The 13,106-nt window shown below is 43.1% G+C and carries 13 protein-coding genes; 11 read left to right on the forward strand and 2 right to left on the reverse strand.

What is annotated here, in order from left to right:
* The first annotated feature begins 160 nt into the window (after positions 1-160).
* The 8 genes from bchL (at position 161) to JGK14_RS24175 (ending at position 8,620) form a co-directional block, all read left to right on the forward strand.
* Positions 161-1,027 (forward strand): ferredoxin:protochlorophyllide reductase (ATP-dependent) iron-sulfur ATP-binding protein, encoded by an 867-nt coding sequence (gene bchL, locus JGK14_RS24140; protein ID WP_265237962.1) that lies wholly within the window; start codon positions 161-163, stop codon positions 1,025-1,027.
* 34 nt (positions 1,028-1,061) lie between these two features.
* Positions 1,062-2,504, forward strand: coding sequence for a DUF5331 domain-containing protein (locus tag JGK14_RS24145; RefSeq protein ID WP_293190520.1), 1,443 nt, complete (start codon positions 1,062-1,064; stop codon positions 2,502-2,504).
* 395 nt (positions 2,505-2,899) lie between these two features.
* Complete coding sequence (locus JGK14_RS24150) at positions 2,900-4,309, forward strand: ferredoxin:protochlorophyllide reductase (ATP-dependent) subunit N (RefSeq protein WP_293212396.1); 1,410 nt, start codon at positions 2,900-2,902, stop codon at positions 4,307-4,309.
* 84 nt (positions 4,310-4,393) lie between these two features.
* On the forward strand, positions 4,394-4,663 hold the full coding sequence (locus tag JGK14_RS24155; RefSeq protein WP_293218905.1) for a type II toxin-antitoxin system HicA family toxin: 270 nt from the start codon (positions 4,394-4,396) through the stop codon (positions 4,661-4,663).
* Positions 4,635-5,003: a type II toxin-antitoxin system HicB family antitoxin gene (locus tag JGK14_RS24160; protein WP_293218907.1), complete on the forward strand. Its 369-nt coding sequence runs from the start codon at positions 4,635-4,637 to the stop codon at positions 5,001-5,003. The genes JGK14_RS24155 and JGK14_RS24160 overlap by 29 nt, the downstream gene beginning before the upstream one ends.
* Positions 5,004-5,089: 86 nt before the next feature.
* Positions 5,090-6,922, forward strand: coding sequence for a reverse transcriptase domain-containing protein (locus tag JGK14_RS24165; RefSeq protein ID WP_293218909.1), 1,833 nt, complete (start codon positions 5,090-5,092; stop codon positions 6,920-6,922).
* Positions 6,923-7,340: 418 nt separating this feature from the next.
* Positions 7,341-7,565 (forward strand): hypothetical protein, encoded by a 225-nt coding sequence (locus JGK14_RS24170; protein ID WP_293218911.1) that lies wholly within the window; start codon positions 7,341-7,343, stop codon positions 7,563-7,565.
* Positions 7,562-8,620 (forward strand): hypothetical protein, encoded by a 1,059-nt coding sequence (locus JGK14_RS24175; protein ID WP_293190526.1) that lies wholly within the window; start codon positions 7,562-7,564, stop codon positions 8,618-8,620. Before JGK14_RS24170 ends, JGK14_RS24175 begins: the two co-directional genes overlap by 4 nt.
* A 144-nt stretch (positions 8,621-8,764) precedes the next feature.
* Here JGK14_RS24175 and JGK14_RS24180 read toward each other — a convergent pair whose 3' ends face one another.
* Both JGK14_RS24180 and JGK14_RS24185 read right to left on the reverse strand, forming a co-directional pair.
* Positions 8,765-10,252: a DUF5009 domain-containing protein gene (locus tag JGK14_RS24180; protein WP_293218913.1), complete on the reverse strand. Its 1,488-nt coding sequence runs from the start codon at positions 10,250-10,252 to the stop codon at positions 8,765-8,767.
* A gap of 36 nt (positions 10,253-10,288) precedes the next feature.
* On the reverse strand, positions 10,289-11,170 hold the full coding sequence (locus tag JGK14_RS24185) for a polysaccharide deacetylase family protein (protein ID WP_293327453.1): 882 nt from the start codon (positions 11,168-11,170) through the stop codon (positions 10,289-10,291).
* 90 nt (positions 11,171-11,260) lie between these two features.
* Between JGK14_RS24185 and JGK14_RS24190 the strand changes: the two genes are divergently transcribed.
* From JGK14_RS24190 to JGK14_RS24200, 3 genes are all read left to right on the forward strand, one after another.
* Complete coding sequence (locus tag JGK14_RS24190) at positions 11,261-11,428, forward strand: hypothetical protein (protein ID WP_293183239.1); 168 nt, start codon at positions 11,261-11,263, stop codon at positions 11,426-11,428.
* Between the two features lie 74 nt (positions 11,429-11,502).
* Complete coding sequence (locus tag JGK14_RS24195; protein ID WP_293183241.1) at positions 11,503-12,231, forward strand: glycosyltransferase; 729 nt, start codon at positions 11,503-11,505, stop codon at positions 12,229-12,231.
* The gene (locus tag JGK14_RS24200) at positions 12,224-13,018 is read left to right on the forward strand and encodes a polysaccharide deacetylase family protein (RefSeq protein WP_293183243.1); all 795 of its coding nucleotides are present in this window, start codon (positions 12,224-12,226) and stop codon (positions 13,016-13,018) included. Before JGK14_RS24195 ends, JGK14_RS24200 begins: the two co-directional genes overlap by 8 nt.
* Positions 13,019-13,106 lie beyond the last annotated feature (88 nt).

Below are 13,106 nucleotides of genomic sequence, written 5' to 3' on the forward strand. Positions count from 1 at the left end.
GCCAAAAAGAATGACCACTTTTGAGGTGCCAAGGTTTTCTTTTGTATGCTGAGTCCACGTTTGTCCAATTAATTGGCGATTAGAGGCGTAGCGATCGCAACATCAAAGCGTCAAACCCCAGCCCGATCGTTTTGATAGAAACCTATAGGAGAAAAAAAGAGTGAAACTCGCAGTTTACGGAAAAGGTGGAATTGGCAAATCGACAACAAGCTGCAACATCTCCGTTGCCCTAGCCAAACGCGGCAAGAAAGTTTTGCAAATCGGTTGCGATCCAAAGCACGACAGCACATTTACCCTCACGGGCTTCTTGATCCCCACAATTATTGACACCCTTCAGGAAAAGGACTATCACTACGAAGACGTTTGGCCCGAAGATGTCATCTACAAAGGCTACGGCGGCGTTGACTGCGTAGAAGCAGGCGGCCCGCCCGCAGGAGCTGGTTGCGGCGGCTACGTCGTCGGCGAAACCGTCAAACTACTCAAAGAACTCAACGCCTTCGAGGAATACGACATCATCCTGTTCGACGTGCTCGGCGACGTAGTGTGCGGCGGTTTTGCTGCCCCATTGAACTACGCCGACTACTGCATGATTGTGACCGACAACGGATTCGACGCATTATTTGCAGCCAACCGCATCGCCGCCTCAGTTCGCGAAAAAGCCCGCACTCACCCGTTGCGCCTCGCCGGTCTAATTGGCAACCGCACCTCCAAGCGCGATTTGATCGACAAGTACATCGACACTGTACCCATGCCAGTGCTCGAAGTCCTGCCGCTAATTGAAGACATCCGCGTTTCTCGCGTCAAAGGCAAGACTTTGTTTGAGATGGCCGAGAGCGATCCCTCCCTCAACTACGTCTGCGATTACTACCTCAACATCGCCGACCAAATTTTGGCAATGCCCGAAGGAGTAGTGCCCAACGACACGCCCGATCGCGAATTATTCTCCTTGTTGTCAGATTTTTATCTAAATCCTGTGCAACCAGTGGTCAAGAAGGAGGAAGATGAGCTAGACCTGATGATGGTTTAATAGGTCTAGCGATCAGGATGAGGATAAAGAGGTTATGGCTTTTTTTGATACTTTTTCAGTTGCTCTCAAACAGAAGTGGTTGGACTACTACCAGGCAAATCGGACTTGGCTGCTCCTGCACATGACGGCTGACAACACGGTCGCCACACCCGACGGCGGGAAAAGGCCTGTTTCTTACCTCATCCTGGGAATTGCGGCTGCCCTGGAGCCGGAACTCCAGCAATTAATGCTGCCCTTCTCAAAACTCAAGCCGGATGCAGACAGCCTGATCGAAGTCTTGGGTCTAAATTTTGACCCGGATCTAGCACTGGGTATGCCTTCAAGTACCGTGCCACAGGTAGCCGGTCAACCTCCAACTGCAACTGCTGCACCCGCAGCCGCTCCAACTGCAACTGCTGCACCCGCAGCCACTCCAACTGCAACTGCTGCACCCGCAGCCGCTCCAACTGCAACTGCTGCACCCGCAGCCGCTCCAACTGCAACTGCTGCACCCGCAGCCGCTCCAACTGCTGATGCCAAATCTAATAAATTAGGCGGTGCGGCGTTAACAGCAGCCGGAGTAGTCGCCGGAGTCGCCGGAGTCGCTGGTCTGGCTGCTGCTGTTAACGCACTGAGACCGGATGAGGAAGAAGCAGTCTCTGACTTCGACATGGACGAGGACGAAGCAGAATCTATCTCCGACTTCGACATGGACGAGGACGAGGCAGAATCTATCTCCGACTTCGACATGGACGAGGATGAGGAAGAATCTGTCTCCGACTTCGACATGGACGAGGATGAGGAAGAAGAAGCCTCGGCTTTGGACGGTCTCGCTCTCGGGGACGATGAGGAAGACGGCATATCAGACTTTGATATGAGCGAGGATGAGGAAGACGGCATATCTGGCTTCGATATGGGCGAGGATGAGGAAGACGCCATATCAGACTTCGATATGGGCGATGACGAGGAAGATGAAGCCTCAGCTTTGGGCGGTCTCGACCTCGACGATGAGGAAGATGAAGCCTCAGCTTTGGGCGGTCTCGACCTCGATGATGAGGAAGATGAAGCCTCAGCTTTGGGCGGTCTCGACCTCGACGATGAGGAAGATGAAGGCTCGGCTTTGGGCGGTCTCGACCTCGATGACGAGGAAGATGAAGCCTCAGAATTTGGGACTTTGACCTCTGGGGATCTCGAAGCGGGGATATCCGATCCGTTTGGGGAAGAAGATGCAGAGTTTGTCGCCGAAGCAATACCCGATCCGTTTGGGGCTACGACCTCAGATGACCTAGATATGGATCTGGGCGACTTGGACGAAGATGGTCTTGACGATTTCTCTGTATCTGATGACGATGACCTCGACGAACTCGGACTAGACGATTTGGGGGAAGCAACTACCGGAGATCCTGATGAAGATGATTTAGATGCTCTAGGTCTCGGTGATTTGGATTCTGATGATGAGGATGAAGAGATTTCGGGCTTTTTGTCGGATTTTAAGTAAGGTTGTTGCGATCGCCAAAGTCTATCCTAGTCGGGAGTTTTCCCGCCTATTTGTGAGTTGTGAGTTGCGAGTTGTTAAATTTTAATTGTTAAATTTTAATTGACTCAAACTCACAACCACCAAAATGGTTTTTAGCTTAGCGAGTTGAAAAACACTAAATCCCTGCTGTGAGGGATTACAAGCCCTCGCGCAGAATTTTTGAGCTGGAATTTTAGATGCTGCTGCTGCGAAAATATTCAGTTTGCTGCATCTATTTTTCACAGGAATTACGCCAAAACCAGGTATTTCTATTATTGTTCTGCGATCGCGCGATCGCCAAATACAGCTATTTCCTCGCTAGCCTAGCCTGGGAAAGTTCAAGACGAAAAACAATTTAAATGGAGAACATTTGAAATATGACTGCAATTACGACTACTGAGCCAGAAGCTTTAAACTTTGAATGCGAAACTGGTAATTATCACACATTTTGTCCGATTAGCTGCGTAGCTTGGCTTTATCAAAAAATTGAAGATAGCTTTTTCCTAGTCATCGGTACCAAAACTTGCGGCTACTTCTTGCAAAACGCCATGGGCGTGATGATTTTTGCCGAACCGCGCTATGCGATGGCTGAGTTGGAAGAAGGCGACATTTCCGCTCAATTAAACGATTTTGATGAGTTGAAGCGGCTGTGCTTGCAAATTAAGCGCGATCGTAACCCCAGCGTAATTGTTTGGATCGGTACTTGCACCACCGAAATCATCAAAATGGACTTAGAAGGCTTGGCGCCGAAGCTGGAAGCCGAAATTGGCATTCCCATCGTCACAGCCCGCGCTAACGGCTTGGATTACGCCTTTACTCAAGGTGAAGATACAGTTTTGGCGGCGATGGCTGCTAAATGCCCTGAGAAAGCGCCAGTGATGGAATCTCAGAAAGTAGAACGCAATGCTATCTCTCAACTGCTGAATTTCGGCAAGAAAAAAGAGGAAGTTGCAGCAGATGAATCGGAATATGTCAAGCACACACCGCTGGTACTTTTCGGTTCTTTGCCCGATCCGGTTGTGACTCAGCTAACCTTAGAATTGAAGAAGCAAGGCATCAAAGTTTCTGGTTGGCTGCCTTCCAAACGCTACACTGAATTGCCAGTTCTGGAAGAAGGTTATTATGTATCTGGCATGAATCCGTTCTTGTCCCGTACCGCTTCGACGTTGATGCGCCGTCGTAAGTGTAAGCTAATTGGTGCTCCATTCCCGATCGGGCCAGACGGAACTCGCGCTTGGATTGAAAAAATTTGCTCCGTACTCAACATAGAACCAAAAGGTTTAGACGAACGGGAAGCACAAATCTGGGCGGGCTTAGAAGATTATCTGCAAATCATTCGCGGCAAATCAGTCTTCTTCATGGGCGACAACTTGCTAGAGATTTCTTTAGCACGTTTCTTGATTCGCTGCGGCATGACTTGTCCAGAAATCGGCATTCCTTACATGGACAAACGCTATCAGGCGGCTGAATTGGCTTTGTTAGAAAAGACTTGTCACGAGATGGGAGTTCCCACACCTCGGATTGTCGAAAAACCAGACAATTACAATCAGTTACAGCGGATTTACGCGCAAAATATCGACTTGGTGATTACTGGCATGGCTCACGCAAATCCTTTGGAAGCGCGGGGAATTAATACTAAGTGGTCAGTTGAGTTTACTTTCGCACAGATTCACGGGTTTGGAAATGCGCGGGATATTTTGGAATTGGTGACTCGTCCGTTGCGCCGGAATAATTCGCTGAAGGATTTGGGTTGGGGTGACTTGGTGAAGAAAGAAGCTAAGGTTTAGTTTCTCAATAACACCTGATTCCTAGCGAGGGTGGGCAATGCCCACCCTTTTTTATTAGAATAGTATAAGCATCTATAAAAATTCATGGGCAAGTTAGAAAAACTGGTAGAACAATTTTTATCAAATCCACCAGAAGTGCGGTTTGACGATGTGTGCTATATCCTAACTGCTTTTGGGTTTGAAGAAAAGCGATCGAAAGGAAGCCACCATACTTTTGTTAATGCTGATGGATTAAATATTACAGTTCCTAAAAAAGGTGGTAAAAAGGTAAAAGGAGTATACGTAAAGCAAATTGTTGCGCTATTGAAACTGGAGGATTGGAGCAATGAATCAGAAGATAGAATTGAAGAATAAATCTTTAGAATATTACCTGAGCCTGAGATATGCTATAAGTCTTTACCCAGATCCAGAAGGAGGCTATACAGTCCTCATCAAAGACCTTCCAGGTTGTATGTCTGTAGGAGAAACTTTGCTAGAAGCAATGGAGAATATTGAGGAAGCTAGAGAATTGTGGATAGAGACTGCTTATGAGTGCGGGCATGAGATTCCTTTACCTACAACGGAAATTGAGTATAGTGGAAGTTTATCTTTACGGATTCCTAAATCACTGCACAGGAATTTAGCAGGCCATGCTGAGAGGGAGGGAGTAAGTATTGAACAATATATTTTAGCTGTGTTGAGCAAGGCAGCCTAAAATTCAACCTTCCGAGTAAGTTATGAGGAATGGTTATCAAGCGGGCGACGGCTTAAGAAAGATTTGAAGATAGTAGAGAAAATAATATGGATATAAATGAGCTGATTTTTCAAGGAGTTTCTTATTTTAAGCAACGCAACTATGACGAAGCTCTTGAATGCTTTAACCAAGCTATCAGTTGCGATCTAAACTGCGTCCAAGCCTACCACTACCGATGCTTGATCCACAGGCGACAACAAAACAAGCAGGAAGCTCTTGAAAATTTACAGCAAGCAACAAAGCTCTTGAACGATAAAGAATATACGACTATCTCCAATAATTTACAAATACTTATCGAGCAGGATTGTTTCAAAACAAGTGAAAATGTACAATCAGATAATAGTGACCATAATTTAATATTTTACAATGAAAACTGGTATGAGTGCTATGACGATCTGGTAGACGCATTTCCCAATGAGTTTATGTCGTATTGGGAGATAGAATCTTTAAGACAAGAGTGTGAGAGCATTGTAGAAGATCAGTTTCTACGGCGAGAGTGCTGGCTTTCTAGGCAACTAAAACAGAGTCAAATCTTGCAGGAGAAGCGTATTAACAATGCCAAGTTTGATTCGGAGCGATTGCAAAGCCAGAACTTGCCATTGTGTAATTCTCAGGAATCCATCGCCCAAGCTATGGGAGTTAGTGTTAAAGGATTGCGCTTTCTGGCTTTCTCACGCAAAAAATACCATTACATCCGTTTCCAAATTCCGAAAAAAACGGGTGGAAATAGGAAAATCTCAGCACCGACACACTTGTTGAAGAAAACTCAAAAGTGGATTCTTGAGAATATTTTAGAAAAAATTCAACTACACGATGCTGCTCACGGTTTTCGCCTTAAACATTCTATCGTTACGAATGCAGAGCCTCATGTAGGAAAAGATGTAATAATCAATATCGATCTCAAAGATTTTTTTCCTTCTATTTCCTATAGACGAGTTAAGGGACTTTTCAAATCATTCGGCTATTCGGAAACTGCCTCAACAATTTTTGGTTTGATTTGCACGGAACCGAAAATTCAAGAGATTGAATTGAACGGTAAAACAGAATTATTACTTTCGTGGACTAAACGATACTTACCACAGGGAGCACCAACAAGTCCAGCAATTACAAATATTCTGTGCCACAAGCTGGATCGGCGATTATATTCGATGGCGAAACAGTATGGTTTTGGTTATACTCGGTACGCTGATGACCTAACTTTTTCAGCTTCGGGTGAGAGTCTGGGCCATATCTTTAATATCTTCCAAAACACCAGGTGTATTGTCGAGCAAGAAGATTTTGACATTAATGAACAGAAAACTAGAGTGATTCGCAGATATCAGCAGCAGGAAGTTACTGGTATTGTAGTTAATGAAAAACTTAATGTTTCAAGAGAAAAACTCAAAAATTTTCGTGCTGTTCTTTATCAAATTGAAAAAGATGGTCTGGAAGGTCACAACTGGGGACATTCTGGGGATATCATCGCATCAATTGAAGGTTTTGCCAATTTTGTCTCAATGGTCAATCCTGAAAAAGGTGCTAAATTCAAAGAGCAGATCGATCGCATAAAAGAGAAATACGGACGCAAAAATCAGGCAAAAGTTCCTAATGTCAGTCAACCGATTCTGAATCAATCTGACATAGTGGCTCAGATTCATACTCAACTTAAGGAATTTAGATTTTCCAAAAGAATTAAACAGATATATTTAAATAAAATTTATAATAAGCAATCATTGCAACAGTTAACAGACGAAGAACTATTAGAATTGCTGCGTGATTTGACAACTTGGTCATCAGTAGGTCATGGCAGAAAAATGGTCAACTTTCAATTAAAATATATAGGATTAAGCTGTGAAATCAGATCAGATACTCCTAATGAGGAAGATGTTAATCAGTTTTAAAGGTAGACGATCGCATTTTTTACTAAAAAGGTTGCTATATATTGTTGGGATTTGTTATACTTTAATAGTCACGCGCGCTGTAACTCATGTACAACAGCCTTGCAATTCGGACGGTGGATCGCCGTCCATACGTTTAAGCTAACTCCTAATCGCCTGACCTTCGGACTTTCGGCGAATTGCCCAGTTACTTTGTAAGTGATTTGGCTTCTCGTTTGCGAAGGGGCAACTTGATAGCAGCAGCGCGTGATATTTTTTGATTGCTATTTTTAAATTTTGTATTTACCAATAAAAAATTGTTCCATCGCTTCAATATTGAATTCAGACAAGCCAAGGAAAAATTATTTTTACCAGGCGCGAAAATTACTACAAAAAATGAACGATTCCCGGCGTTGCTGATTGACGGTATGAAAGGCTAAATATGCCAGTCATAGAAACGAGTATCGACAAAGCTTGGGGATTTTCAACTTATTTTTTTCATACCCTGATTAAGCAACACCCGATTCCCTACGGGATAGCTTTGCTTCACGCACTTTTCCCCAACCCTTCCCGAATCCGAGCCCGATCGCCCGCCACACGATCGCCCAAAACGCCGCCTATAATCAAAACTAGCCCCAAAATCTCATCAATTGACGAACCGCCATGAGTCGAGACAGCGAAAAAATCAGCTATTCAGAGAAAACAGAACGTCTCAAAGTCATCACCCAGTTTATCAAAACCGTGACGCCGATGATTTGGACAGTTGTAATTATAGTAGTCATCATTCCCCTACTAGGCAACTTTCTCATCTCCCAGTCGCTAACAAATACGGCAACCACAACCGTTGTAGTCTCACCGCCCCACGACTTCAGCAAAGTCAACCAAGACATTAAAAACGCCATCCAAAAAGCCAATACAACAGCCGAGGCTTTCGCATCAAAAGAATTGGACAAATGGGAAACCGAAGTAATAGCACGAGTAGACAACAGCTTCCTCGATTGGTACTTCGATTACTTCAACCAAAAAAAGATGGAGTTTACAGTACCTTTCAACTTCGTCAAATCCGCCGTACTCAACCGATTTGACATGACAGCAGCATCTCGCGCTGTTTCCGAAAAATTAACAGAAGACTTCCAAAGAGAATTTGCTAACCGCGTGCTGGTTCCCAAAAATGCTCAATTGAAATTTCAATTAATCACTCAAGATACTGCTAACTTGTACATAGCCGAAGTCAGCAAAAATGTCAAAGTAGTTCAAAACAACTATAACATCCCACAAGTACAGTGGGACAAATATCTGAACGACATTGCCACCACAATTAGCGACAAAGGAAACGTCTCAAATTTATCATTAAAAGTATTAGTTGGCGGCAGCGGTTACTTAATTGCTAAACCATTAATATTGGGAGTAGCAACCAAAGTCGGCAGCAAAGTTACAGCAAAAGTTGCCAGCAAAGCCGCCGCCAAAATAGCAACAAAAACAGGCGGTACAGTTGCAAGTCAGCTAGGAGTAGGTTTAATCGACCCGATTGTCGGTGTCGGGATTATCATGTGGGATTTGTGGGATTACAATCATACAGTCACAATAGAAAGACCAATTTTGCGCGAACACCTTGTAAGTTACTTGAAAGATGTCAAAAAATCCCTGTTAACCAATCCTGAAACTGGAATTATGGCAGCGATTTATCAATTAGAAAGTGGCATTTTAAAGTCACTTTCCTAGAAGTTACGCATGGGAGACCAAAAACCAGGTTTATGAACCCCGTGCGTAAGTCACGATCCATTCTCTCCCTCTGCGTCCTCTGTGTTCTCTGCGGTTAAATCATTCCGCTACAATAGCTGAAGATAAACTCGCCCTTTAATTAACTCACGTCCTCAAAAACAGTTTCAACCTCGTAAATACCACCACAATTAACGCTAAAATCGCCGTATATCCAAAGCCCCTCAAAAAACCCATAAACGGATCGGTGGAAGTCATCTCAATAATCACAGGTTCCCATTCATTTAACACCAGAATCGGCCAGATAATATTGGCAAATCCCGCATACCCAATCATCGGATTCACCCCGTTATCAATAAACAACTGCAAAAAGCATCTCTTCTGAAACACATCGATAATTATCGTCAACCCAATTAACAGAAAAATCGCCATTCCAGTCGTTACAAAAAAGTAACTCATCGTCGCCGAATCTTTCTTAATTCCGCCTTCATAAGGCTCAAATAGCAAACCCAGAACCAGCCAATAAAAACCCCATTTGTAAAGACGGTTCAAGACATTTTCCGTGACATTCCGAGGCTTTCTCAACAAAAGCAAACCGCACAAACACAGTACCACCGTCACTAAGGTCGTCTGCCACACCAATCTAGATTGCAGTCCAACTAACAAAACTAAATTGACAGCAAACATCAAAATCATAATGCTAAAATAGCGCCAACTTTTCCAGCTAGCATAAATCGCCTCTTCCGGCGAACGATACTCTATCCACCTTGCAAGTAAATCTCCAACAATCGTACCAGGAATCACTACAAACAAATACTTTAAATAATCAAATTGAAACAGCCAAGGTGCAGGAGAGTACAGCCAAATAGACTTAATCCAACCAGCATCATGAGAAGACAGGCGCGCCGCCAATAGCAAGCCCAAAAATCCGACTCGCAACCATACATTTGAACGAGTAAACAGCCAAATTATAGAACCAAAAACCGCTACATTTGCAAGTACCATCAAGATGATATCCTGGCGTTCAAAAGAAATTCCCCTACCATCGGGATATTTGATATTAGAGATGAAGCCAATTCCGGCACTCCAACCAGCAACTGTCATCGCTCGCCACAGCCAAGTTGACCATTTTTGTGGCCAGCGAACGTACATTAAAAATAATAGAAAAAAACCGCACAAAGCCAGCCACCACTTTTGCGGACTGGGTTCGTCGGGATTAATTGTAGTCGGGCGAATGTGCTGGAGAAATATGGCAAATGATGCTAATAAAAAGCCTCTTTGCAAAATAGAGAATATTACTTTTTTAAAATCCCCTCCCTTGGCGATGCGGCGCGACAAAGCTAGCGGTATCGCGGCGCCCATTGCAAACAAAAAGAAGGGGAAAACTAAGTCAACCCAGGTTAATCCTGGCAGTTTGTTATTGAAAATATGGTCTGGTGGTGGTAATTGGGCGTGATACATCCACGCTGGTAAGGTTTTGCGGGCTATTGTACCTGATAAAACCATTGCTAATACTGCTAGTCCGCGCAGCGCATCCAGTGCGTCGGCGCGTTGGGAAACGGCAGCAATTGCTAAGGGTTTTTGGTTTTCGATGCTATTTTGTGATTCCGATGTTGCGTGTTCCAATGCACTCACCAATTCTTCATTGAATAACTGTAAAAGCTGTCTAGCTTATTTTTTGCCAATTAGTTTGTGTAGCCAGCTTCCTGATGCTAGGCTGCTGAGTCTTTCTGCGGAGTGTTTTTTGTTGACTGTTAATCTCGAAACCCGGTATTTATTGGGTGGAAAAAACCGCAATTTTAATTTGAGACTGTCGTATAAGTATCCTGATGAGAAGTATTTGACGAGATATTTGTCAACTTCTTTGTTGACTGCGCCAAAGGGGTAGGCTATGTGAGACGCAACTATTTGATTTGGATCTAAGTCTTTGGTGCATTTTCTGAGTCTAATTTGGTCTTGAGATAGTTCTCTGTCTAATGCTGTCATAGAAATTTTTGTAAGATTTTCGTGGTTCAGTCCGTGGGATTGAATGTCATAAAATCCTTTTTGCATTCCGTCTCTTAAGTCCTGACAAGTTACTTTTTTTATGAGTGAGTCTTGACGACCTAAAAAGCCGGAGTTGACAAATACAACTACTTTAGTTTTTCTGCTGTATTTATTTTCGAGTCTTTGTAAAATCGGGAGTAAGTGCGTATAAATGCTTTTGTTGCCATCGTCAAAGGTAATCATAACTTTTTTGCGATCGCGATATTCACTCGGCACCGGCTTTTTGGGATTGGCGATGAAATACTCGTAAAGCTCTTGGGTTGACAAAAACCAATAGTTCTGCCTAACTAAGTCATCTAAAAAGGGTTCCAAGTTTTGCTGGCTGTAGTCGCCGGGAAAGTCTCGCCGCTGCGGCGGTATTTCCTGGGGATTCCGCAGGTCTACTATATCGTGAAAGCCGAAAATCGGAATTTCTACTGTGATGATTTCTAGGATTGCTTGATAGGTGATGAAAGTTAGGAGGAATGCTAGTAAAAATCTAATAATACGTTTTTTTCGGGGCGTCATACCGGGTTGAAAATACTCGGGCCATTTGTTAACTAAATAATTTATCATTGACAATTACAACCTCATAAGGTATATAGTTCAGGCGGTAGTATGACGGTTTTTCGAGTTCAGATGTTGGGAGTGTCTAGATTGTCGATCGCCCGTGTCGCCCCTAAAGATGAGCTAGGTCAAGCCTACCATGATACAATTTATGGCGATCGTACTTTTTCCGCAGCCCCCTTCAAACTTGACAAGATTTATTGTTGGCTAACTTTTTGACACCTGATGTCCTGTACTTGTGATTTCTTGCCCGAGGTGGTAGCATACTTCTGCGAAAGCGCGATCGAACAACAATGATGAAAATCGCAGTAATTCTGCCTGTTTACAACGAAGCAAATTGCATAGAGCAAACCTTTAACAGAATTTTAGAATTTACTCAAAAAAATTATGCTTACAATTTTATCATTGTTAATGACGGCTCGACCGACAATACACTGGAAATTATAGAAAACAAACTCAAAGCTTTTCCCACACATCACATAAAACTAATTTCTTACAGCAACCGTCAAGGCAAAGGGTATGCCGTCAAAAAAGGATGCGAAGATGCAGACGCCGACTGCATTTGCTTCATGGATGGCGACTTAGCATACTCCCTCGAACATCTCGAACCCTTAGTAGAAAAATTAGAAAAATTTGATGTCGTAATTGGTTGCCGAAATCTCGATCGAGACAACTTCCGAAATCTTACCTTACTCAGAAAAATAGCTGGCAAAATATTTAACTTAATTTCCCGAGCCATCCTGAATCTACCATATAGAGATATGCAAGCCGGACTCAAAGGCTTCAAGAAAATACCAGCCCAAGAAATATTTAAAAGACAAACAATTACCGGGTTTTCCTTTGATGCAGAACTGCTGTTTTTAGCTCACAAAAAAGGATATACAACTGGTGAGATACCCGCCCGAGTTTCACAAGAACATCTCTACAAACTTTCTCAAGTCAACATACTTAAAGATTCCCTAAAAATGCTGATCAGCTTGTTTAAAATTAGATACAACGACCGCGCAGGCTACTATGAATAAATCAATATTGTTGAGTTTTGATCTAGAAGAATTTGACATCCCCGAAGAATACGGTCAACACCTGGAAGAGGAAATCAAATTTGAAATATCTAGCCGAGGATTGTCAAATATTATATCACTTCTCGACAGATTAGAGATTACAGCCACATTTTTTGTGACAGCCAACTTTGCACTCAACAACCGAGATACAATCAGAGAACTATCAAAACACCACGAAATCGCCTCCCACGGCTTTTACCACTCTCAATTTAGCCTCGAAGATTTACAAAAATCAAAGCAAACCTTAGAAGAAATAACGAATACTCAAGTCACTGGATTCAGGATGGCAAGACTTCAGCCAGTTGACGACATAGAAATAGAAAAAGCAGGCTACGAATACAACTCCTCAATGAATCCTACTTACATCCCCGGCAGATACAATAATCTATCTAAATCCAGAACTGCATATTATACGAATAAACTGCTCAACCTTCCCATTTCAGTCACTCCTATGATCCGATTTCCGTTATTTTGGTTGAGCTTTAAAAACTTTCCTCTGTCAATGATACAATTGGCAACCAAGCTAACGCTAGAAACAGACTCGTATCTGAACATCTACTTTCACCCCTGGGAATTCACTGATATTTCCCAGTTTAAATTACCCGGTTATGTCAAAAAAGACTCAGGCAGCAAAATGGTTGATAAACTCGAAAAATACCTTACCAAGCTTAAAACCCAAGGCAAATTTATTTCTATTTCCGAATTTAAGCACAACTTCAGTCAACCAGGGCTTGATCGCTCCGACTAAAGAAACCGGGTTTTTCAACTCTTATTAAGGGTTTGAGCCAAGTATTTTGGCGAAAAACCCGGTTTCTGGCAACTTGTCGATAAGTCCT

The sequence above is a fragment of the Microcoleus sp. PH2017_28_MFU_U_A genome (assembly GCF_020738035.1).
Classification (GTDB): domain Bacteria; phylum Cyanobacteriota; class Cyanobacteriia; order Cyanobacteriales; family Microcoleaceae; genus Microcoleus.

Bases quoted from the DNA above. Each gene is read 5' to 3' on its own strand.
- JGK14_RS24145 (WP_293190520.1), top strand. From the start codon at position 1,062: ATGGCTTTTTTTGATACTTTTTCAGTTGCTCTCAAACAGAAGTGGTTG.
- JGK14_RS24150 (WP_293212396.1), top strand. From the start codon at position 2,900: ATGACTGCAATTACGACTACTGAGCCAGAAGCTTTAAACTTTGAATGC.
- JGK14_RS24155 (WP_293218905.1), top strand. From the start codon at position 4,394: ATGGGCAAGTTAGAAAAACTGGTAGAACAATTTTTATCAAATCCACCA.
- JGK14_RS24160 (WP_293218907.1), top strand. From the start codon at position 4,635: ATGAATCAGAAGATAGAATTGAAGAATAAATCTTTAGAATATTACCTG.
- JGK14_RS24165 (WP_293218909.1), top strand. From the start codon at position 5,090: ATGGATATAAATGAGCTGATTTTTCAAGGAGTTTCTTATTTTAAGCAA.
- JGK14_RS24170 (WP_293218911.1), top strand. From the start codon at position 7,341: ATGCCAGTCATAGAAACGAGTATCGACAAAGCTTGGGGATTTTCAACT.
- JGK14_RS24175 (WP_293190526.1), top strand. From the start codon at position 7,562: ATGAGTCGAGACAGCGAAAAAATCAGCTATTCAGAGAAAACAGAACGT.
- JGK14_RS24185 (WP_293327453.1), bottom strand. From the start codon at position 11,170: ATGACGCCCCGAAAAAAACGTATTATTAGATTTTTACTAGCATTCCTC.
- JGK14_RS24190 (WP_293183239.1), top strand. From the start codon at position 11,261: ATGACGGTTTTTCGAGTTCAGATGTTGGGAGTGTCTAGATTGTCGATC.
- JGK14_RS24195 (WP_293183241.1), top strand. From the start codon at position 11,503: ATGATGAAAATCGCAGTAATTCTGCCTGTTTACAACGAAGCAAATTGC.
- JGK14_RS24200 (WP_293183243.1), top strand. From the start codon at position 12,224: ATGAATAAATCAATATTGTTGAGTTTTGATCTAGAAGAATTTGACATC.